We start from the raw sequence: 23,477 nt of genomic DNA, 5'->3' as shown, positions 1-23,477 counted from the left end.
CCTTTTATTATTTCTCGTTTGCCTTCTGTCATTTCCACTTTGTGTGGGGGAATTTTGTCTTTTGCCATAGTTGGCTCCTGTGTTTTATTTTATCACAGTCCTACTATGTTTTGAATTTACAGAAAGATTTTCACAGTCTCTTTTCTTTATATAATCAAGACCGTTGCACATGGCAATTCCGTTTCCACACATTCTGATCATGCTTTCGTCATTCATGCTGTCACCAAATCCCATGGTTTGATCCATAGAAATGCCGAGTTCTCCTGCTAGGAATTCAATTGCCTCTCCTTTACCGCATTTGGGAGGAAGAAGTTCAAGAAAGTAAGGCTTGCTTATAAAGATTACAGCACGATTTTCAAGTTCTTTTTTCATTTTCTCCTGAAGGATAAGGAGCTTTTCAGGTTCTCCGGGAATCAGCATCTTTGGAAATTTGCCGTTCTTTAAAAATGTTTCGTAATTCTCAACAACCTGTCCCTTTACATGGCACATATCCACATCAAGACGCGTCCAGCTGGTTTCTTTTTTATAGAAAATTACATCAGGTGAGTAAACTTCAGTATCTAATCCTGATTTTTCAGCTTCCTGGTTAGCATAGAGAAGAATATCGCTGTCTACGCTTTTGAGGTATATTTGCTTTCTCTGGTGCATGTCAAAAACACTGCAGCCGTTGATGGCGATGAGAAATCGGCCTGTTTCCTTTCCTGCAATGTTCAATTTTCTTACAAAAGGCAGAATTCCATCTTCTGCACGGCCTGAACAGAGAACTATGTAAATGCCTTTGTCTGCCGCTGCCTGCAAAACTTTTACGGTTTTGCTGTTAATTGAACGTTCGTCATTAAGCAAAGTGTCGTCAAGATCAAGGGCGATGAGTTTTACATTCAGCTTGTTTTCAGGTGTTTTCTTCATAATCGTATATATATCAGAATAGGGAAAAATCCGCAATTCCGTTCCATAGGGGTCTGTCCCCTCTGTCGTATATACTCTAACCTTTTTTTTTGTTAATATATCGCCATGGTAAAGAAAATAGACATATTCGATTCAACACTTAGAGACGGTTCGCAGGGCGAAGGTATCAGCTTTTCAGTGCAGGACAAAATTCATATTGTAGAAGCTCTGGATGATCTTGGTGTTAATTATATTGAAGCCGGTAATCCTGGTTCCAATCCAAAGGATATGGAATTTTTCCAGAAGGCAAAGGAACTCAAGCTTAAGACCGCACGTCTTGTTGCATTCGGCTCGACACGTAGAAAGGATATTGCATGTTCCGAAGATGCAAACCTTACAAGCCTTCTTTCAGCAGAGACTGAAGATGTCTGCATTTTTGGCAAGACCTGGGACTTTCAGGTAACGGACATTCTTCATGCAACTCTTGATGAAAACCTTGAGATGATCCGCGATACATGCGCATACCTTAAAAGCAAGGGACGCAACGTAATGTTTGATGCGGAGCATTTTTTCACAGGCTATGCCGCAAACAAGGATTACGCCCTTGCTTCACTCAATGCTGCCGTTGAAGGTGGTGCTTCCGTTCTCTGTCTTTGCGAGACGAAGGGTGGTGCCATGCTCGGTGAATGTGCAGATGCAGTGAAGGCTGCTTTTGAAAAATTCGGCGACAAGGTAAAGATTGGAATCCACACCCACAACGATTCAGGACTTGCAGTCGCCAATTCCCTTGTCGCAGTTGAAAATGGCGCGACACATGTTCAGGGTGTTCTCCTTGGTTTTGGAGAGCGCACTGGTAACGCAAACCTTTCAACGATTATTGCAAACCTTCAGCTTAAGATGGGCTACGAATGCATTCCGTCTGACTGCATGGAAAAACTTACACCGATATGCCATCGCATTGCGGAGATCGCAAACATTCCTCTTGAAGCAGGCATGCCTTATGTTGGTCAGAATGCCTTTGCGCACAAAGCCGGAATGCACATCGATGCAGTCCTCAAGAATCCGTTTGCGTATGAGCACATCACACCGGAAACTGTCGGCAATGAACGCGTGTTCCTCATGAGCGAGGTTGCTGGTCGCAGCATGATCATCGAAAAGATCAAGAAGTTTGATTCTTCTATTCAGAAATCTGATCCTGTTGTTGCGGAAATCATCGCAAAGGTAAAGCAGCTTGAACACGAAGGCTATCAGTTTGAAGGTGCCGACGGAAGTTTTGAGCTTCTGGTTCGTAAGCTCATCGGCAAGTACCAGCCGTTCTTCAATCTGCATTACTACAAGGTAAGCGGTGAAAAGCCTCTTGTTGAAGAAGGTCTTTATTCATTTGCCCACCTTAAGGTTGATGTAGAAGGAAATACCCGTGTTGCAGCTGGAGAAGGAAAGGGACAGATCAATGCCCTTGACGTTGCCCTTCGTCAGGCTCTTGAACCGTTCTATCCTGCAGTCAACAACATTCATCTTACGGACTATAAGGTTCGTGTTCTTGACGGAAAGAGCGCAACTGCCAGCCGTGTTCGCGTTCTCATCGAATCAACGGATGGAACCGATAGCTGGACTACAGTAGGGGTGAGCTGCGACCTTGTTGAAGCTTCATGGTTTGCCCTGGTTGATTCCTTTGAGTACAAGCTCATCAAGGACCTTGAAAAAAGGTTCAACAAATTGATGTAGGTTTTTATCCTGCGGAACATATGGAAGCTGCATTGCTTAGGCGTGCAGCTTTTATTTTTGTAGGCTTTCTAAGTACTACTACCAGCATCTAGAAATTGTTGGATACTTCGGCAGACTAAGCAATGCTGCATGTTTTGTGCCCAGCAATCATTTACGAGAGGTCTGTCCCCTTTGTCATAATCAATAGGGGTCTGTCCCCTCTGGAATGTGCATTTTTTACCCTTGCATAAATTCAAATACTTTAGTATTATTAAAGAAACTTAAGTATATATAAACAATAGAAGCGGCGCATTTTTGTGCAGACTTCGGGCGTTTTTTAGGAGAAATACAATGGAAAAGAAAATCGCACTTATTCCTGGTGACGGAATCGGTCCAGATGTTGTTGCAGAAGCAGTTAAGGTTCTCGACAAGGTAGCAGAAAAGTTCGGCCACAAGTGGTCTTATGACACAGTTACAGCAGGCGGATGCTCAATCGACAAGTTCGGTAAGCCTCTCATTCAGGAAGAATTGGACAAGTGTCTCAAGAGCGATGCTGTTCTCCTTGGTGCAGTTGGTGGTCCAAAGTGGGACAATCTTGCTTCAGAACTCCGCCCAGAAAAGGCTCTCCTTGGACTTCGCGGTGGAATGAAGGTATTTGCAAACCTCCGTCCAGCAGTTATGTTCAAGCAGCTTAAGGATGCATGTCCACTTAAGGATGAAATCGTAGGCGACGGTCTTGATATCCTCATCGTTCGCGAGCTTATTTCCGGCATCTACTTTGGTGACCGCGGAACAGCAGCAGACGGAAAGAGCGCATGGGATACAGAACGCTACACATGGGAAGAAATCGAAAGAATCGTTCGCATGGGATTTGAATTTGCTCAGAAGAGACAGAAGAGACTTTGCGTTGTAGACAAGGCAAACATCCTCAATTCATCACAGCTTTGGCGCAAGGTAACAGAAACAATCAAGGGTGACTATCCTGATGTAACACTTTCATACCTCTACATCGACAACGCATCTATGCAGATGGTTCGCAATCCACGCCAGTTTGACGTTATTGCAACATCCAACATGTTCGGTGACATCCTTTCTGACGAAGCTTCTCAGATCACAGGTTCAATCGGAATGCTCGCTTCGGCTTCCCTTGGTGAATCAGGTCCTGGACTTTACGAACCAATCCACGGTTCAGCTCCAGATATCGCAGGTAAGGATCTTGCAAACCCATTGGCAACAATCCTCTCTGCAGCAATGCTCCTTCGTTACTCATTCGGTCTTGAAACAGAAGCAAAGGCAATCGAAGCTGCTGTTGAAAAGGTTCTTGATGAAGGATACCGCACAGGTGACATCGCAGGTTCAGAACTTGAAGCAGTAAAGTCTGCCGGCAAGCTCGTAGGTACAAAGGCTATGGGTCAGCTTGTAGTGGATAGACTGTAGGCCACTGATATATCTTTTTTAACCTTTATTGCCGTCTGTCATGTCTTATATTTGCATGACGGGCGGCTTTTTTTCTTATAACACATTTAATTTGATTTCTTGAGAATTCGCATTATAATTAATCTAGATGGAAAACCAAAGGACCGACAAGGAAAATCATGAAAACTCATCAGAATTTCGCAATCTAGGTAGATCAATTCAGCTTGGAGATGAGCTGGTAGGTGTATCTGGTGATCAATATAAGCGTGCTATCGTTTCTGATGCCATCCTTGTCTTTGAATTCAACCTTACAAAGAATCTTCTCGTAGGAAATCCACTCCAGCGTTTTGGGGAAAGGATAGTGCGGCTTAGACATGCCTTTGATCTTCCTGAAGAATGCTCCTATGATAAATTTCTTGAATCGGTTTCTTGGGATCTTTCGGATTCAGAGAAGGAGAAATTCATGTCTAACATGGATGCTTCCTATCTCATGGATTCCTTCATTACTGGAAAGTATGAAATTTGGTTTGACATAAACAAGCCTAACTTTGAAGGCGAATCTTTCTGGACCCGCAATACGGTAATCCTTACTCAGGAAAAGGAAACTGGAGATATACTTGGACTTGCGGTCGTCAAGAACATTACCACCAGCTACAAGCGCGAAGAAGAGAAGGTATATCAGCTTGAGATCATCAATGCACTTTCTATAGATTACACCAACGTCTTTATGGTCAATCTCATGACCAACAAAATCAGGATTGTCCGCATGAACGATATTGCTGGTGCTTTCTATAGCGATGAATTCGGTGAGCAATATTACGATGATGCTCTTGATTTCTATATTGATGTGTCTGTGTATGCTGATGACAGAGATATGATGCGCATGGCATTTTCCCGTGACAACATACTTCGACAGCTTATCAAGCGTGAAACCTTCTATGTAAACTTCCGTTCAAACATCAACAACAAGCTTGCATACATGAAGCTTAAGGTTGTTCGCATCGGTGACATCAAGGAGACTGGAAATTTCCTTCTTGCCTTCATGAATGTTGACGATGAAATTGAACACGAAATGAAGCAGAAGAAACTTCTTCAGGACACTCTTTCCATGGCAGAAAGTGCAAGCCACGCAAAGACAATGTTCCTTTCCAACATGAGCCATGATATCCGTACTCCGATGAACGCAATCATAGGATTTACAACACTGGCTCTCAACCACATCAACGATACGATGATGACAAAGACCTATCTTGATAAGATCAGATCTTCTAGCAATCATCTCCTGTCCCTCATAAATGATGTTCTTGATATGTCACGCATTGAAAGCGGCAAGATGAAGATCAACAAGACCGTTACTACTATAGAAAGGATTGTAAGTGAAGTTGATACAGTCATGCAGTCGCAGATTCAGATGAAGCATCTTGAATACAGCCTCATCAAGCGTGGCAATTTGAGCCGCCCAGTCATGCTGGATGGCCTTAGATTGAATCAGATACTCATCAACATCGTTGGCAATGCCGTCAAATACACTCCTGAATACGGAAAGATTCAGTTCATGATCACTGAAATGCCAGCAATTTCTGATGAGACTTCTTCATACCAGTTCCGCATAAAGGATAACGGAATCGGTATGTCAAAGAAATTCCAGGAAAAGCTTTTCCAGCCATTTGAACGAGATGAGAATAAATCCATTGCAAAGATTCAAGGAACTGGTCTTGGACTTGCGATTACAAAAAGCCTTGTTGATAGGATGGAAGGTTCCATTTTTGTTAAATCAGAGGAAGGCAAGGGAAGTGAATTCCTTGTTTGCTTTGATTTTGAAAATGCAAAGGAAGGAGAAGTTCCTGTCGAGGACAAGAAGGAGAATGTCTATGAATCATCTGTAATCGATTCATTCAAGGATGTAAGAATTCTTCTTGTTGAAGACAATGAACTCAATCGCGAGATTGCCAGGGAGCTTTTGAAGTCTGTTGGCTTTATTATGGATGAGGCGGAAAACGGTAAGCAGGCGATCCAGATGGTCAATGATTCTCCAAGCGGTCATTACAAGATCATTCTCATGGATGTAATGATGCCTGTGATGAATGGTTATGAAGCAACAAAGAAAATTCGATCCCTTGAGGACAAGGGCAAAGCAAATGTTCCCATCATCGCAATGACGGCAAATGCCTTTGAAGAGGACAAGAACCAGGCGATTGAATGTGGCATGGATAAATTCGTCTCGAAGCCTTTTGATATCAACGATCTTCTTGTTAAGCTTAAGGAAATGCTTGATATGAAGGTTCATACTCCTAGAAACGAAAGCTAGTCTTATCCTTCCCTTATTTTTAGAAGATAGTCTTCCATTGGGACTGGCTTGCTGTAGTAGTATCCTTGAATTTTGTCGCAGCCAGCATTTCTTAGAAAGTCAACCTGTTCTTTTGTTTCTGCACCTTCAGCAATGCAGCAGAATCCCATCATCTTTGAAAGCCAGATGATTTCCTTTAGCAGTATGCATTCCTTTGAGGTTTCCGAAGATGTGAGGATTGAATCTACGAAGCATTTGTCGACCTTGAGTGTGTCCATTGGCATGTCTTTTAGAAGACTAAGGGATGAATACCCTGTACCGAAGTCATCCATGGAAATGAGGAATCCAAGCTCCCTAAGTTCAGAAAGAAGCTGTAGCATTGAATCTCTGTCTGAATAAGCTGCACTTTCCGTAAGTTCAAATTCAATCATGTTATGTGGAATCTCGTAGAAGTCCACTGTTGCAAGAATCTGTTCCTTGAGATGTTTGTTTTCCATTCTGCGGCGTGAAAGGTTGACTGAAATAGGATAGAGAGGAATCCCCTGCTTTTTCATTTCAGACAGGAATATGCAGACCTTCTTGAGGACGACCTGATCTACCTTTCCGATTACATCGTTTGACTCAAAAACTGAAATGAAATCTCCAGGATTGAGAAGTTTTTCCTTCTTGTAATTCCAACGGACAAGGGCTTCTGCACCAGTTATTTTTTCCGTGTGGATATCGTATTTTGGCTGAAGATAAACGATAAACTCATCGTTTTCTATTGCCTGTTCAAGATATGAAAGATATTTCTGTTCTTTGTTTATCTTTTCATACATGTCGGATGTAAAGAACATGATTTCTGTGCAGTAGTGTTTCTTTCCTTGTCTTTGAGCAAGCTTTGCAAGATCTGCAACAGTATCAGCTTTTTTTATGGCATCCTCAACCGTAACGACACCGCAACGATAATAGAGTTTATAGTTTTTATTGACTGGAAGAAATGATATTTCCTCAAAGAACTTGTCAAGGCGTTTTTGAAGCGTGTTGTTGTCACAGGATTCCACCATCATTGCAAAATTGTCATTGTCGCAGCGGCAACCCTGTATTACCCAATCCTGTTTATCTATATGGTGACAGACCATCGTTAGGACATCATTTGCAACTCCGTGCCCATAGACATCATTGATCATTTTAAAATCTTTTATATCAAAATGAACGAAGCCGTAGGTATAGTCTTTGGGATTCTGAGGATCGAGAGTATGCCACATATGGATCCAGTTGTAGTACCCAGTAATGGCATCGTGATATAGCATGTGATAAATTTCTTCTTTAGTCAGATCATCAAAGGTGCGTCCTTTTTCTCTGTGAGATTTGCTATACTCGCGCTGGAAATTCACAGCAGCCTCCGAATTTGTTCTCCCAATCACTAATCTATAATTATACAACCCATTCTGTATATAAGCAAATTAAGAATTTTAACAGTTTTGTTATGATGAAATTGCTGGAAACCTAAAATTTTGGATTTTGCTGAATGAATTTCCTTTGGGTTACTCCTCTGCTTCCTGCAAACCGTCAATATCCAGAATAGCACTGGCAAGGTCTATCGTTTTTGTTGCTTCAGTGATATCTATTTCCTTGTTGAGCCTCAGATAGTACAGTTTTCCTGAAACCTTTTCCTCGTCCACACCCATCATCTGGCTTACTGCCTTTCTGTAACAGGCAAGCTGGGTGTAATATATCTCGGGTTTAAAATCCTGATTTGTCTTGTAGTCAACGACGGTATAGGTACCATCCTCGTTTTCAAAAACAAGGTCTATTGTTCCTTTGATTATCTTATAGGTTTTGTCCTTAAGTTGAATCCTGCAGCGGAAATCATATTCAGCCTTGTGCCATTTTGAGGACATCGCCATTGCTCCTAGATTGGATTTCTCAAAACTGTCTGCCATCATCTGGCATATTTTAAGAATGTCTTCGTATGCCTTTGCCTTTCCCTCAAGACCAACGATGTCACGGTTGGAGATTACTGGAGTGCCTCCTTTGATTTTTGCTTCAAGGAAAGAGTGTGCGATTGTTCCGAAATGGGCATGGTTGAATGCAGGTTTCTTTTCCTTGCTTTCATATTTAGGCATGGTGGACATGATGATGTCGTTGATTTTATCGTATTCCACGAAGGCATTTTTCTGAGGAGCGACAGGAGTTACCAGACTGCCGTTTCTGCATGATTCGTCATCTGGGGCATGAAGCTGACTTGGTTTTGCGTAGATGCTTGAAGGTGTTTCCTTTGTGATGGTTTTTGTTCTGGAAAGGAAGCCATCTTTGTCAATATTCTTTAGAAGATCGATTTTTGCCTTTCCTGTATTCAAATCCTTGTGGCCTTTGCCAAGCTCTGAAGGATCAATGAATGTTCTTGAAAAAGGTCCCGATGCAGTTGCTTCTTCTCTTCCTTTAAAGTAGAAATTATAGATCGGTTCAAGAATATTGAATATCTTGTAAGGAGAACTTTCTTTGCCAGGAATGTAGTTCTTGTATTGTTTGTTGGGCGTGTATTTGCCGTTGGTGATGAAAAGATGGTTCTTGGCCCTGGTGAGGGCTACATAGGTTATTCTCCTAAGCTCTGCTCCAGCCTGTGCCCTGTTCTCTGTCTTTGCTTCATTGAAGAAAGGATTATTTCCTCCGATGAGAGGATGGCAGGGAGAGTTTATGGTGATGCCAAATTTTTTGCTGGCATATGCTGCGGTATTATTGTTGTCATTTGGACCGCTTTTGTGCGTTCCTATCATGAAAACTACTGGATATTCAAGACCTTTGCTTTTATGGATTGAAAGAATGTGAACGCCTGAGTCCTGCTCAAATGGAATGTCCATGCCTTCAAGTTTTTCTTCCTGATCCCTGTAGGTTCTTATGCTGTCCACAAAGGCTCCAAGCGTCATTTTGTTTTCTTCGCTTTTGCGAGCAAGTTCAAATATAAGGTCATAGAGCTTGCTGTACATTACTACCGTATTGTTCCACATGGTTTCGTAACGATAACCGCTCTTATACCACAATTTGGTGACGGTCTTTGTAAGTGGCTCGGTCTTTGCCGAATCGTTCAGTTCCTTGAAAAATTCCTTAGCGTGTTCATAGCGCTTAAGGGCATTTTCAGGAAGGATGTTTGAAACATCCTGAGAGAATGGAGCTTCATTTTCTTCATTGGCAAAAAGAATCTCATTTGCCTGTTCAATCGAAAGATTTACCCAAGGTGACCTAAGTACCTGGGCGTAGGCTGCCGTGTCATTTGGATATGCACAAAGCCTCAGCATTGAGAAGATGTCGTTGACTGGTCCGTCGGCGAAAAATCCTGTGACAACTTCCGTATTGTAAGGTATTCCGTTCTTTAGGAAAGTTCTTTCATAAAGGGGCTGAAGATTGTATGAGCGCATAAGGATTGCGATATCGCTGTAGTCATATTTCCGTCCGTAACTGTCTGTGGTTGTAAGCTCAGTTATCTTGTCGGCAATCCACTGTGCCTCTGCTTCTTCTCCATAAAGTTCTCCTGGGGAAACTTCTGTGTCCTTTTTGAACAGGGCAAGGTGAATGTGAGGTTCATAGATTTTTTCCTGATTTGACTTTTCTGCATCTTCTTCTTTTGCTTTCGGAAGAAGGACTTCCTTGTATATTGCCTCATACTTTGGTATGTCATTACTATATGTCTTGTGGTCATTGTAAAAGGCGGAAGGAATTTCTGATTCGATATCAAGTTTTATATTTTCGTTTTCTGAAGCTTCGATATTTGCTGGAGGCAAAGGATAGTCAAAGCCGCCAAAAATTGTGTTGAAGCCTTTTATGAGAGCTGAGTCTGAGCGATAGTTTGTTGACATGTTCAGATTGCCGTTTTTGAAGTCATCTGAGAGTGCATTGAAGACTGAAACATCTGCTCCACGGAATCTGTAGATGCTCTGTTTTTCATCGCCTACGAAAAAAAGCTTTGAATCCTCAAGTTCATCGACATCTGGTATGCTCTTGTCTCTTCTTGCTTTTTTTTCTGCAAGAAGGAAAAGCATGTCTCTCTGGTCGCTGTTGTTGTCCTGGAATTCATCGATCATGATGTACTTGTATCTTTCTTTCTCAATCTGACGGATGTCAACATGGTCGCGGAGAATACATTTTGCCATGTTTGAAATATCCTTGAAGGAAAGTACTCCTGATGACCTTTTGTATCTGTTCACCTTGTCCTGAAAATCCTTTAGAAGAGGGAGTATGTTCTGTGTAGTTGGAAATCCGTAAATGAAGTTGTAAAGATCAGATAATTGAGGAAAGAGTTCATCCTTAAGGGCGTTGATTTCTGGTGAAAGTTCTTTGAGCCCATTTAGCCTTCCTGTTTTTGGAAGTGCTGCAATTTCCTTGATTTTAAGGACGAAATCCGTGATTTCACCCATCTTATTGCTTTCAACATCCTTTCGAGTTATTTTCAAAGGTTCTGGAATTTTCTTGGTCGAATTAGGACCAAAGTAGGATTTGTATTTTATATAGGTTTCAGTTGAAGTGTTTGCATTGCTCATGGTGTTGAATTTTTTTTCCATTCCGATGATTGTGTTGTTGATTTTTTCAACTGCAATGTTCCATCTTCTTACGATTTCATCCACCTGATTTTTTATCATGACATCAAAGTCTATTGGTTCTGCAACAGTTGACAATGAAAGAATCGGATTGACAAAAAGTTCCCTTGCGACGCTGTCAAAATTATCCGCGCTTACAAGTTTTTTTATTGCTGGATTATCTCTATGCTCAAGGATATATGGTAGAGCCATGTCATATATTGCTGATTTTATCTGCTCATTGTCCTGCACATAGTCAGGGCTTACACCATAATAGTTGCAACCCATTTTAGCAACGCTGTTGCAGTAGCTGTCCAGTGTTTTTATGTTTGCCTTGTAGAAGTCAGCAGCCTTTTCGGGTGAATGTTTTTTCAATACCTTATAGATTCTTGCGGACATTTCAACTGTTGCTTTGTTTGTGAATGTGAGCGTGAGTATCTGGTCTACTCCGACCTTTTCTTTGGGATCAAGGACAAGTGAAGAAAAACGTTCTGCAAGAACTGTCGTTTTCCCAGAACCTGCACCTGCGCTTACAACAGAATTTTTTCTGGCATTGATCGCCTTTTCCTGATATTCGTCAAATTTTGTTTCTGCCATTTTTATCTCCTCAATCCTTTCTGCTGACGTTGAATACTCGTCTGCAAAATGCACGGAAAGTGCAGCTGTTGCACCTGTCGAAATCCTGTTCCTCTTGGGTAACGGAAAAATTCAGTTCTTTAACTCTGTTGAAGAATTCTTCAGTCTTCTGATGAAATACATTCATCGTAGGTTCAAAATCTTCTCTTTTATAAACTTTGATATTTGTTTTTGGATGTTGGCTTTTGAAAATTTCAAAGACCTTTTCTCCTATGACTGGTACAAGTTCATGTTTTTTGAGAGAGAAGAAGGCACAGTTTGTTGCCTTGACGTTCTTTGTTTTTTCAAGCAGGTAAAGATATGCTGGCATCTGAAAGTCTGGAAGATTGGAAGTGTCAAAATCCTCAGAGGCTGAAATGGATAATTCTTCATCTTCATAATCACGGTTCATTGCTGGAGCCTGCAGTTCGTCACTGTAGAGGATGCCTGGTACTGAAGAGTTTTTATAGTCGATGATGAATTCTTCTTGTCCATCGCTTATGATAAGGTCCACCGTACCTTCTAGAACATAGCCTTTTTCTACTTCTTCATATACAAAATCTTCTTCTGCATAAAGGACTGAAAAACCTTCGAATTGCCGCGAGAACGATTCAATTGCAGACAGCATGTTTTCATGGAGGACGTTTTTTGTTGCGTTTATGAGTTCTGCTGCGATGAAACTGTTTCCTTTGGGATTTACAGGTGTCCTTGTCATCTTTTCAATGGCTTCATCGATGGCTGTTTCAAGTATTGTTTTGTAATTATCCATAAGTCCATTTTCTGTGGTATGGATAGGAAGGTCGTTTTTCTTGAGGCCTTTGAAATAAAGTTCAAGAACTTTGTGGTTAAGTTTACCCTGTGCATATCTATCGATGAGAGTTGCTTCATTAATTGGCTCATCAAGTTCTGCAATGTATTGTTCAAGCCAGAGCCTTGGACAGCAGTAGAACTTTTTTAGGCTAGAAGCGGAAATCATGATCTTTCCCTTGCTTTTATTTGTGCGGAATTTGTTGTCGATGATCTCCTGTGTTTTTGAAGAAAGCACCGAATCATTTTCTTCGCATTCGGTAAGGTCATGGGAAGTCTTCCAGAATTCAAGACCCTCCTTTGAAATGTCGGTTATCTCCTTTATCGAGTCGAATCTTTTGTTGCTCTCTTGAAACCATTTTTTCTCTTTGTCGTAGAAGCCTTCAAGCAGATCTTCGTTCTTGACTTCATGTTCATTCAGGTAGCTGCAGATCTGGGAATAACCTGTAAAGGTCTTTGATGCTGCGGAGAATAAAGGTTCCTCTTGGAGAGAATTCATTGTGTAAAGCATGACAAAATGCTGGGTCACATTGGGATCTTCCTGATTTCTGAAGATTTTTTTTCTTTTGTCTTCTCTGAGGAAGGAAAATGTCTTGTAGATTACGTTCAAGTTGCTTTGACTTGCGTCTATCACTACATGACAGGCAAAAGGTGCGCATGCGGCTGTTTTATAAGAAAGCACCCGTACTCCAAGATTGTCAGTCTGCTCAAGGTATTTTGTTGATGAAAGATGATCGATGAAGAAACTGAATGGTGAAGGAAGCTCGTATTGTGGATATGCCGTCTCGATATCGATGAGTGATCCTAATTCACTGATGCAACGGCTTATGATTGTATCTGCTGAATGAGAACATTTTTCCATGTTGAAGGCGAAGTTCCTGAACTTGAAATATTCATCCCTTATGTCCGTAAATTTTGGTGCATTCACCAAGGCTGTCAGGTGTTTTTTCAATGCCCTGTAGAATTCCATTGCCCTGTATTCCGTGGCTGTAGTCTTAAATGATTCTTCCCAGATGTCGATGTCATTCCCGTCGTAGTGATAGGAACATATGCAGTTGTTTTTTTTGCCGAATTCAATCAGCTGGTTGATGGATTCATTGTCGTTCCATGGAAGCTCCAGATTAAGAAGAAGATCTCTCACGCTGTTGAAGGTAAAATTGCTTGTGACACATTCCTTTGCCTGCGAAAAGAAATTTCCTGCTCCTGAATAATCCAAAGGTCGTGCAAACCTGATGACACATGGAATTCTATAAAGCTCAAGTTCCCTTTCGATGTAGCGGCCGTAGCTTTCTATGTCAGGTACGCTGATGGCAATGTCCTGCCAGTCGATTTTCTTTTCTTCGTGGATCTTACGAAGCTTTAAGGCTATGTTCTTAAGCTCCGAACGTGAATCTGGATAAAAATCCGCATCGGGAAGCTTTTCTGTTTCACTGATGGAAGGAAGGCATTCCTGTGGAATATTGACAATATCTATGTCCTCCGTTGTTTCAAGAATTTCCTTGTATTCCGCATAGTCGCTTAGGATTTCTGGAAAGAAAATGAAGTAATGGTTTCCATCCGATTCAAAAGGAGGTGTTTCCCATGCAGGATCAAAGAAATCATTTTTATCTAGGAATGCTTTGTATCTGCTGTAGATTTCAATTAAGTCCTGATCTTCTTCATCCATCTCAATGCTGCTGCTTTCCAGATGTTTTTTCCATAGTGAAAGGCTTGGCAAAAGAGATGTAATCCAGTCCGTGAAGCCGTTTGCTTCTTTTGAGAATTCAGACCCTATGATTTTTTTAAGGAATGGAGTTTTCTTGTTTTCTTCAAGAAGGAGTGTTGAAAAGACCGTACGCATTATCGAAGGGATTGACTGCTTGTCGTGGTGCTTTGACTTTATGGAATTCCCCTTGAAATCATCCCAGGCAAGAAATCTTTCCATTGCTACAGCACTAACGCCACAGGTCAGAGTTGCTCTGTCTGCCCAAAGGTCCGCCGCCATTTGTGTAGGAAATACAAAGCGGTTTTTTCTGTTCTTTATGTTCTTTTTAAGTGTTTCTTCTATTATGTTTGTCATAAGCTAATCCTATTAATATATAGGATGATTATACCATAACAGCAAGCTTTAAATGATATTTTTTGAAATTAAAGATTAGCTTTAGTTAACTATGGTTAACTTTTTTTTTGAAATTTGCTATCATGTCCACATTATGAGAAACTTTCCAATGACAATCGACCAGCTTGATGAGCTGACAAAGACATTTCCAACACCTTTCATTCTCTTTGATGAAAAGGCTATCCGCGACAACATGAAGAAGTTCAACAAGGCTTTTTCAATTTTCCCAAAGTTCCGCGAGCACTATGCCGTAAAGGCTGGTCCAAATCCATATCTCCTCAAGATTCTTGCAGAGGAAGGTTGTGGTGCAGACTGTTCTTCAATGCCAGAACTCATGCTTTCAGAAATGAGCGGAATCAAGGGCGACCATGTAATCTTTACTTCTAATGAAACTCCTGCAGAAGAATATAAGCTTGCATACAAGCAGGGAAACATCATCAACCTTGATGACATTACACATATTGAATTCCTCAAGAAGACTCTTGGAAAACTTCCTGAGACAATCTGTTTCCGCTACAACCCTGGAAATGAAAAGACAGGATGCAATTCAATCATCGGAAAGCCAGAGGAAGCAAAGTACGGACTTACACGCGCACAGATCCTTGAAGCATACAAGACCTGCAAGGCAGAAGGCGTAAAGCACTTTGGCCTCCATACAATGGTTGCTTCAAATGAATTGAACCCAGACTTCTTTGTTGATACTGCAAAGCTTGTTTTTGAACTTGCAGCAGAAGTAAAGGAAAAGTGTGGGGTTCAGATTGAATTTGTAGACCTTGGCGGTGGAATCGGTATTCCTTACAAGCCAGGCGACAAGGAAGTTGACCTTGATTATGTAGCAAAGGGAATCCGTGCAGAATATGACCGCGTCGTTGTTCCTGCAGGACTTGATCCTCTTGCAATCTACTGGGAATGCGGAAGACCTATTACTGGTCCTTTTGGATACCTTGTTTCAAAGGCAGTTCACGAAAAGCACATTTACCGCGAGTATATTGCCCTCGACAGCTGTATGGCAGACTTCATGCGCCCAGGCGTTTACGGCAGCTATCATGAAATCAGCGTGCTTGGAAAGGAAAATGCACCATGCGACCATGTTTATGATATCGTAGGTTCCCTCTGCGAAAACTCTGACAAGTTTGCAGTTCAGCGTTCATTGCCAAAAATTGACATCGGCGACTATGTGATCCTTCACGATGCAGGTGCCCATGGACGCGCAATGGGATTCAACTACAACGGAAAGCTCCGCTGCGGTGAAGTCCTTCTCCGTGCTGACGGAACTACAAAGGTTATCCGCCGCAAGGAAACAATTGAAGACCTTTTTGCAACCCTCGATCTTGACGGTGTAAAAGATTTTCAGTAAAAAGCAAAAAAAATTAGTATGAGACATTGAAAAAGTGCCTTATAATGATGTCATCTGGAATTCAGTTCAATTTCTGCTGATTTTCAGGTGACATTTTTTTTGGAGTTTATATGAAGAAGATTGTTTTTTCTATGTTTGTTCTTATGGGAATTGCATCACTTTTCATGAGTTGCAAGGAGAAGGAAGCTCCTCTTCCAGAATATGTAAAGCAGACAATGTCTTTGGTCTGGGCTGATGAATTTGACTATGAAGGAAAGCCTGATGAAAGCAAATGGAGCTATTCCATCGGAAACCAGAACGGCTGGGGCAATGGAGAAATTCAGAAATATACCGATAAGAGCGAAAATGTAAACGTCCACAAGGGAATCTGTACAATTACTGCACTTCGCGAAGGAAAGTCAAACCGCTGGACAAGTGCCCGCATGAAGACTGAGCACAAGGGATTCTGGGACAGAGGATATATTGAAGTTCGTGCAAAGCTTCCAGAAGGGGTTGGAACATGGCCTGCCATCTGGATGATGCCTGAAGCTAACAGACATGGTCAGTGGCCTCGCTCTGGTGAAATCGACATCATGGAGCATGTTGGTTTTGACAAGGACAGGGTTCACGCTACAGTTCATTCAAAGGCTTTCAACCATAAGCAGGGCAACCAGAAGACAAGAAGCGACATTCTTGAAGGCGCAACAAAGAAGTTTCATACATATGCCGTTTACTGGACTGACGATGTTATCCGCTGGGTTTACGACGGAGAGACTTTCTATGAGGTCGAAAATCCACATCTTTCCTGGGAAGAATGGCCTTTTGACCATCCGTTCTACCTGATCCTCAATGTTGCAATTGGAGGCACTTGGGGCGGACAGCAGGGAATCGACAAAAAAATGACAAAGGCTGCTATGGAAGTAGACTATGTAAGGGTTTATCAGTGATAATATAGAAAATAATTCAACAGAGCTGTTGGAAAGTTATGGTTATCGGAGCCATGCTTTTTGACAGCTTTTTTTGTTGCTGCTTTTGCGACACATAGGGGACAGACCCCTGACGAAAGCATTTGATGCCTTAGAGGCCGATGCTTTTTCTAACTTTCGTCACAAGAACCGCGGGGGCGATTCTTGATACTGGGGACAGACCCTTATGTGTCAGGAAATGTAATAAAGATGGTGGTTGATTGATATGGTTGAACTAGAATTATCTTATAAACAATTTTGTATTTTCAATGAGACTGTTAACAATCCTTTCAATGATTGGTCTGAAGTTAATGTTGCACAAGGATTTTCAATCAGAGAAGATTCAATTTCGGTAATGACACTAAATAATGATGGAATATTGAAAATTTCTGTTTCAACGGATAGTAAAATAATTGATGATGCAAATAGGATTATTGAATTTGAATATCAAGTTAAGGATGAAAATGTTTCTGTTGCGACCATAAGCAATGAAATGAAAATACAAATAAAGAAAGGTCTTTATAAAATTAGAGTACAATTATGTAAGGAATCAGATGAAAGTGAAATATGTTATTTATCTTTCTTGAAGAAAGATAGTACTGATAGGCTTCCTAGATACTTGAAAATTGATAATGAGATCACAAAGAGTGATAATTTTGAATTAGACTCGAATCCAGCCTAATGAAAATCATGGATGTGATGGAAAAACTCAATTCCCATCAATTGAAATTGATGTTACAACCGCAGTTCTGGGCTGAAAAAGTGGCAGAATCCGTGCAAAATCTGTAGAATTAAGCATGGATATGGATAAAAATTTAGAGAAAAGGAGTGGAAGACCAGGGCGAAGAAGGTTAAAACATCGGAAAACAGGTGAAAAATCTGGGTTCGGCCCATCAATGGTAATTTGTACCACTACGCGGGGAACAATCCGATCAAGTATACGGATCCTACGGGACTGTTTGATTGGGAAAATAGTACTGTTACAGAAAATGATAAACTTTGGAAAATTGCACAAGAGTTTAATGAAAAATATGGTACAAGTATTACGTATGATGATATAGCCGATGGCAATGGAATTGATGATCCAAATCATATTGAAGTTGGACAAAAACTTGATTTAAATATGTTTATACCTGCTGTTGATGATTCATCAACTAAATCAATCAATGATAGCAATTCTGATGTTTTCGAGAAGAGTCTTAATGGATTATCTCTTTTGAATGATTATTTTACATATTCTAATGAATTCTTGAAATTTACCGGAAATGCATCAAAATTTTATAATAACTTAACAACAGGAATAAGCATATTGGGAACAGCTTCAGATTTATATCAATGGACAATGAATCCTGGAAGTCGTGAGAAAACACAGAATTTAGTTTGTGATATTGTTGGGTTCTATCCTGAGGGCGGGGTGTTTATGAGTACATTCTTGAAAGCGTATTGGTCTGTAATGAATCCTATTGTTGATAATATGAACACATTTGATTCTAGTTATATTCTTGAATCAGATTTTGTATGGTGGTAAGAAAGTATGAGAATTAAATATATTCGTCTGCGAACTTTCAGTGGAATTGTATGTTTCCCTGCGTTTGTTTTGATTGCTGTTTCAGGTTTTACGAAAAATAATTCTTTGCTAGTATTCTCTTTTTTTCTTGTTTTGTCTTTATTATTTTTAAGTTTGGTTTTACACGATTTTATAATAAATGATTTGAGTTGCTGGTCCTATATAATTTCAGGAAGAATTGCGCTGGAAAAGGGATATGATCCTTTGCCGAATAGAAAAATTGATATGGATAGGGCAAGTGTAACACAAATGTATTTGTCCTTTGAACATGCTATCTGTTTCCCTCAAAAAGATAGTTCAGGTTTTGTCATATATACATATGAAAACATAAAACGAGCAAATAAAATTCTTTTTTATGAATATAACGGAAGCGATTTTATTACAGTCTATGATATTTATTTTAGTGACTGTGAAAGTTTTTTTGATCAGGTTAAAGAAAAACAAATCCCAATCAAAAAAATAAAACGTAACATGAGGTTTGTAGAGTTAACAAAAATTTGATGTATCAATATTGTATAATAGTAGCAATAACTTTTTCTCCCACAAATTGGCATTTGTAGGAATAGAGCAGTTTTTCGCAGGAATTTGACCAAAAATCCCCCGAAAACTGCCTGAATTCCCTGAAAAATCCCGTTAACAGCTTTCATCCAGATGAAAATCAGGCAAAAGCTGTTAAAATTCATCAAAGTGAGGTAAAAACGAGGCTTAAGAACTACAAATGGTAATTTGTACCACTACGCGGGGAACAATCCGATCAAGTATACGGATCCTACGGGGATGCATATAAATGATTGGCAAAACAATGGAGATGGAACCTGGACAGTAAAATCTGAAGGAGCAACTTTATGGGATGTTTATGGCGCCGAATGGAAGGAAAAATCTGGATATGAAGGTGATCCTACAAAACTTAAGGTTGGAGACACCGTAGGAAAAAAAAGAAGTTGGAAGCATCATTCCTCAGTTCGATTTTATTTCAACGGGTGTTGATGTGCTTACTGGAATTGCTGAGTATAAAGCAACTGTTCCTGAATTTACAAAAGCAACATCCCATTCATTTCCGCTTCCTGTATTAAAAGATCCCGATTTAATTGCAACTTATAACAAGTTAAGTTCATTATCTAAAAGTTTGCTATTTGTCAGTATTGGATTGGACATTGCAGATGGAATATATGCAGGAATAAAATATGAGTCCTTTGCTAGAGGAGCATATAGGACTGTGACAAATTTGACTACAACTGGAGTTGCTGCCGGAGGATCGTTTGTTGGAGCTGCTGTTGGTACATTTGTTGAGCCGGTTGGTGGTACCATTGTCGGAGGCTTGCTAGGGGGAGTTGTTGCAGGTGGAGTAGCAGGTTTTGGATTCTCTAAATTAGAAAATTATTTGTTTGAGGAAAAGAAGAAATGATGAAAATTAATTTTTTGATTGAAAGAATTATTTTTTTTGTTTGTGGTTTGATAATCTTAGGTTTACTTGTAATAATTGGAATTCATGATTTTGAGAAAAAGGATGTGTTCCCGTTTCTATTGGGTATTATATGCAGTATGTCATTTTTTTTATTTTCATTTACCTACCACTTAACCTATGATAGCGAATCTTTAACTATTTACGCATGCTTTCTTAAACGCACGTATCTATTCAAGGATATTAAGAATGTCTATGTTTTTATGTATAGGCTATATTACATATCGTTCTTTGATTCAAGGTCAATTGCAATCCCGGGGGTAGGAGAAAAAAATAAACTATATTTACTTTTTGAAGCAATAAAGGAGAAACAGTCTTCTTTAGAAATTTTCGAGTAATATATACATTTCCCACAAATTGAAATTGATTTTACAACAGCAGTTCTGGGCTGAAAAAGTGGCAGAATTTGTGCAAAACCTGTAGAATTATGCATGGATATGGATGAAAATTTAAAGAAAAGGAGTGAAAGACCGGGCAGAAGAAGGTAAAACCGTCGGAAAACAGGTGAAAAATCAGGGTTCGGCCCATCAATGGTAATTTGTATGCCTACGCTGCAAACAATCCGGTCAAGTATACGGATCCGGATGGAAGGATAATTGATACAAGTGAACTAAACGAGACTGATTTAATGCAATATGAAAAAGCAACCGCAACTTTAAAGACTACGGCTAGAGGAAATGAGTTAATTAGTAAATTGGAAATATCTCCTGTAAAATTTACGATAAAAACGAATAGAGAGGCTCAAAATAATTATTCACCTAGAGATAAAACAATAAATTGGGATCCAACAAAGAGTCTATATACTACTGAAGATGCTGAATTGAAACCGGAGCTTTTATTAGCTCACGAAATGGGACATGCAGAACAGGATATGAATAGAGATTTACCTTTAAACTTTACAGAAGATCAGAGGCTTGATATTGAACATCTGAATATAAAAAATACCGAACATCCTATTGCGATTGAATTGGGGCAAGGACAGAGAAAAAATTATGATGACTGGAAATATTCCATAAATTCAAAAGGTGTAGTAAATAACAGTTTATATATTCGTCCATTTTCCTCTGCTACGGTAGCATCGAAAGTACGTGCTAGGGAATTACAAATACAATTGTCACTGCTAAGAACAAAGTTTTAGATGGAGGTGCAGTGAATATGAAATGTCATAGTTTATGTCTAATAATTTTTTCTGTAATTTTCTTGAGTTGTAAGGGAAATAATATGAAGGTGAAGATATATTATAATACTTCGGATGATCTAACTGATATATATAGAACAATTGATTTTGTGAAAAATGGTCAATATAAATATTTAGGGTTTTACAATTTTGTAGAATTGGGAATTAATGATTTTGACTTTATAAAAAATGCTGAGGTAAATAAACAGTTTGACACTAGAATGAATATATTTAATTTTATTCAAGATAACGATAAAAATCACCAGTTAGTAAATATAAAAGTTACTGAACATGGAATTGAGAATTTCATTTCAATGTCTATGTATCATGCTGAAACCGTATTTGAAATTTTTGATAGCAATGATGAAATAATATTCAGTTATTTATATTTTGAAAATGAAGAATATTTCTTGGATATAAAAAACGATAAGGTATACTTAATGACAGAAGAAATAAGAACTTTTTCAAAAAAAGTAATTGATAGAGTTGTTAAGGACAATAATTCAAAGTAATTTTGTCCTCCAATAAAATGATACAGGATTTCTTTAATCAAAAAACTACTGTCACATCAATTGAAATTGATTGGGGAAACAGTACATTCAATTAGAAAAACTGGAAGATTTCACAGTATAACAACAGAAATCTTCCAGAAAATTTGAAATCATCTGATGATAAATCAGAAATAAAATGTTAAATTTCCTATTAGAGAGGTAGAAAACAGGGCTTAGTAAAACAAATGGTAATTTGTACCATTACGCGGGAAACAATCCGATCAAGTATACGGACCCGGATGGAAAGCAAACTGTTACGTTTAATCAGAAAGAATATATAAAGCAACAATTGAATGCACATACCGCTGCATTTGATGCAGTGGTCAGAGATTTCTTTGGAAAAATAGGGAATTCTATTTTTAATATTTTTACATGGAATGCGTCTTATCAAGTTTATGCTAAGGCATCCTTAAACATATTAAATGTTGACTGTAATATATTCGATTTGAAAATTGGTTCTAAAGGACAGGATTTATCTTTCAGTCTTGAACAGAAAGCGGCTGATAAATTTTTAGAGCAATTTGAAAAATTAATTGACTCTCCTATAACTCTAACTTCAAGCAAATTAAAAGTTAGTGCAGGTGGTGTTAGTTTTACACTACAGACTTATGGCACAAATTTGAAGGTCAATGCAAATATAGGAAAAAATAAATCGATTGACTTCGGTGCTTTAGGTAAAGGTGAAGTGAGTATCTGTGCAGGAGTAAATATAACGACAAATATGAATGAAGGTCCTTGTGAGACCATAAAAAATGGTCAAAGTGAAGAAATAGAGAGAGATATAATCTTATACAACTACTTTACTTCTACAGATAGACTGTATGAATTGATTGAGGAATATTAGGAGTATGAATTTGAAAACTAAATCCGTCATTCTTGCTTTTATTATTATTTTCATTACTAGTTGTCGTTTAGACAGATTTGATGCCGTTAGATTTTTTATTGATTCAAATGATTTAGATAAAGCTGAATTGATATTAAATAATATGAATAAACGAGAAAAGAATTCATTTGATTATAATTACTTAAATGGAATCGTTCTTGCTAAAAAAAGTGTTGCTGGATATAAACGGGAAGCGTTGAAATGCTTCTTGAAAGCAAATGAAATCAATCCAAACGATTATTTTAATAATTTAATGATTGCGAAAATGTCTTATGAAGTAAATGATCTTTCAGAGGCAAATATCTTTGCTGACAAGGCAAAAGGTTTATATTCGAAAGAGTTTGTAAATAACTACGAAGAAGACGTACATCATTTGCTTTCAATGATTTATTTAATGCAAAGGGATTATGGTTCTGCTTATGACAGTATATGTCTATCTCCTTTTCAAGAGGATGAGCATGTAATTTTTCTTAAAACCGAGTTGTCTGATTTAATAAATGGTTCAGATTTACTTATTAAGCTGGTTGAAGAAAACAAGCAGAATAGATTCATTTCCGATGGCATGCAATACAATTACTTACAATATTTGTTTCTTGCTAATCAGATGAATAAGGCAGAAATCTATGTTGAAGAATTGCTTGGGGATGAATCTTTGTCTTCAGGATATTACGGCTGTTTGTTCAAGGCCTTCTTTTGTATGCTGCAAGACGATTATGAAATGGCCAGTACTTTTATTGAAAAATCTTATGATTATACTATCGATGATTCCTTGTTTCTGCGGTACAAAATGAAATTCTTTTATTCATATATGACTGAAGAAAATCCAGTGAAAATATTCAATTCATTTTTGATTTATAAATTCTTCTATGAAAAGAATGACGAGGAAGAAGTCACGGCAAAGGAAGATCTGTCAGAAGTTATTGACTATATGAAAGACGATGCATGTTTTAATCTCTTAAATAAAGTTAAAGGATGATGTTTTAAGAAATTACGAAGCAGAAGATAGTGTTTGCGTTAACAATTCTCACAAATTGGCATTTGTAGGAATAGAGCAGTTTTCGGTTGAAATTTGACCAAAATTCCCCTGAAAACTGCCAGAATTTCCCGGAAAAATCCCGTTAACAGCTTTCTTCCAGATGAAAATCAGGCAAAAAACTGTTAAAATTCATCA

The 23,477-nt window shown here is 39.0% G+C and carries 19 protein-coding genes; 15 read left to right on the top strand and 4 right to left on the bottom strand.

The genetic code is table 11. The features are described 5' to 3' along the window. Positions 1-84 precede the first annotated feature (84 nt). Positions 85-906, bottom strand: coding sequence for a Cof-type HAD-IIB family hydrolase (locus ACKI39_RS06760; protein WP_407398918.1), 822 nt, complete (start codon positions 904-906; stop codon positions 85-87). Between the two features lie 105 nt (positions 907-1,011). Between ACKI39_RS06760 and cimA the strand changes: the two genes are divergently transcribed. The 3 genes from cimA (at position 1,012) to ACKI39_RS06745 (ending at position 6,313) form a co-directional block, all read left to right on the top strand. Further along, positions 1,012-2,610, top strand: coding sequence for a citramalate synthase (gene cimA, locus ACKI39_RS06755; protein ID WP_407398916.1), 1,599 nt, complete (start codon positions 1,012-1,014; stop codon positions 2,608-2,610). 330 nt (positions 2,611-2,940) lie between these two features. Continuing rightward, entirely contained in the window at positions 2,941-4,026 is a 1,086-nt protein-coding gene (gene leuB, locus ACKI39_RS06750; protein ID WP_407398914.1) for a 3-isopropylmalate dehydrogenase, read from the top strand. A 127-nt stretch (positions 4,027-4,153) separates the two neighbouring features. Next, complete coding sequence (locus ACKI39_RS06745; RefSeq protein ID WP_407398912.1) at positions 4,154-6,313, top strand: response regulator; 2,160 nt, start codon at positions 4,154-4,156, stop codon at positions 6,311-6,313. Positions 6,314-6,315: 2 nt separating this feature from the next. On the opposite strand, the gene ACKI39_RS06740 is transcribed toward ACKI39_RS06745, so the two are convergent. The 3 genes from ACKI39_RS06740 to ACKI39_RS06730 form a co-directional block, all read right to left on the bottom strand. Then, complete coding sequence (locus ACKI39_RS06740; RefSeq protein ID WP_407398910.1) at positions 6,316-7,668, bottom strand: putative bifunctional diguanylate cyclase/phosphodiesterase; 1,353 nt, start codon at positions 7,666-7,668, stop codon at positions 6,316-6,318. A gap of 150 nt (positions 7,669-7,818) precedes the next feature. Further along, positions 7,819-11,442 (bottom strand): UvrD-helicase domain-containing protein, encoded by a 3,624-nt coding sequence (locus ACKI39_RS06735; RefSeq protein WP_407398908.1) that lies wholly within the window; start codon positions 11,440-11,442, stop codon positions 7,819-7,821. Positions 11,443-11,452: 10 nt separating this feature from the next. Beyond that, a complete protein-coding gene (locus ACKI39_RS06730; RefSeq protein ID WP_407398906.1) occupies positions 11,453-14,326 on the bottom strand; it encodes a PD-(D/E)XK nuclease family protein in 2,874 nt (957 codons plus the stop codon). Positions 14,327-14,459: 133 nt separating this feature from the next. Here ACKI39_RS06730 and ACKI39_RS06725 point away from each other — a divergent pair, with 133 nt between their 5' ends. From ACKI39_RS06725 to ACKI39_RS06670, 12 genes are all read left to right on the top strand, one after another. Beyond that, a complete protein-coding gene (locus tag ACKI39_RS06725; RefSeq protein WP_407398904.1) occupies positions 14,460-15,722 on the top strand; it encodes a diaminopimelate decarboxylase family protein in 1,263 nt (420 codons plus the stop codon). Positions 15,723-15,832: 110 nt separating this feature from the next. Next, positions 15,833-16,648: a glycoside hydrolase family 16 protein gene (locus ACKI39_RS06720; RefSeq protein ID WP_407398902.1), complete on the top strand. Its 816-nt coding sequence runs from the start codon at positions 15,833-15,835 to the stop codon at positions 16,646-16,648. Between the two features lie 244 nt (positions 16,649-16,892). After that, positions 16,893-17,348, top strand: coding sequence for a competence protein ComJ (gene comJ, locus ACKI39_RS06715; protein ID WP_407398900.1), 456 nt, complete (start codon positions 16,893-16,895; stop codon positions 17,346-17,348). 222 nt (positions 17,349-17,570) lie between these two features. Then, a complete protein-coding gene (locus ACKI39_RS06710) occupies positions 17,571-18,194 on the top strand; it encodes a LysM peptidoglycan-binding domain-containing protein (protein ID WP_407398898.1) in 624 nt (207 codons plus the stop codon). 6 nt (positions 18,195-18,200) lie between these two features. Next, the gene (locus ACKI39_RS06705) at positions 18,201-18,734 is read left to right on the top strand and encodes a hypothetical protein (protein WP_407398896.1); all 534 of its coding nucleotides are present in this window, start codon (positions 18,201-18,203) and stop codon (positions 18,732-18,734) included. 225 nt (positions 18,735-18,959) lie between these two features. Then, positions 18,960-19,220: an RHS repeat-associated core domain-containing protein gene (locus ACKI39_RS06700; RefSeq protein ID WP_407398894.1), complete on the top strand. Its 261-nt coding sequence runs from the start codon at positions 18,960-18,962 to the stop codon at positions 19,218-19,220. 1 nt (position 19,221) lies between these two features. Beyond that, entirely contained in the window at positions 19,222-19,638 is a 417-nt protein-coding gene (locus ACKI39_RS06695; RefSeq protein WP_407398892.1) for a hypothetical protein, read from the top strand. Continuing rightward, complete coding sequence (locus ACKI39_RS06690; protein WP_407398890.1) at positions 19,635-20,033, top strand: hypothetical protein; 399 nt, start codon at positions 19,635-19,637, stop codon at positions 20,031-20,033. The genes ACKI39_RS06695 and ACKI39_RS06690 overlap by 4 nt, the downstream gene beginning before the upstream one ends. A gap of 290 nt (positions 20,034-20,323) precedes the next feature. Further along, positions 20,324-20,833 (top strand): M91 family zinc metallopeptidase, encoded by a 510-nt coding sequence (locus ACKI39_RS06685; protein ID WP_407398889.1) that lies wholly within the window; start codon positions 20,324-20,326, stop codon positions 20,831-20,833. 83 nt (positions 20,834-20,916) lie between these two features. After that, on the top strand, positions 20,917-21,384 hold the full coding sequence (locus ACKI39_RS06680; protein ID WP_407398887.1) for a hypothetical protein: 468 nt from the start codon (positions 20,917-20,919) through the stop codon (positions 21,382-21,384). A gap of 328 nt (positions 21,385-21,712) precedes the next feature. Next, the gene (locus ACKI39_RS06675) at positions 21,713-22,267 is read left to right on the top strand and encodes a hypothetical protein (RefSeq protein ID WP_407398885.1); all 555 of its coding nucleotides are present in this window, start codon (positions 21,713-21,715) and stop codon (positions 22,265-22,267) included. 4 nt (positions 22,268-22,271) lie between these two features. Beyond that, positions 22,272-23,282, top strand: a complete 1,011-nt coding sequence (locus tag ACKI39_RS06670; protein WP_407398883.1) for a tetratricopeptide repeat protein — start codon at positions 22,272-22,274, stop codon at positions 23,280-23,282. Positions 23,283-23,477: the final 195 nt, after the last annotated feature.

The organism is Treponema sp. (assembly GCF_045641405.1).
Lineage (GTDB): Bacteria > Spirochaetota > Spirochaetia > Treponematales > Treponemataceae > Treponema_D.
This window is presented reverse-complemented; position numbering and strand designations above follow the sequence as displayed.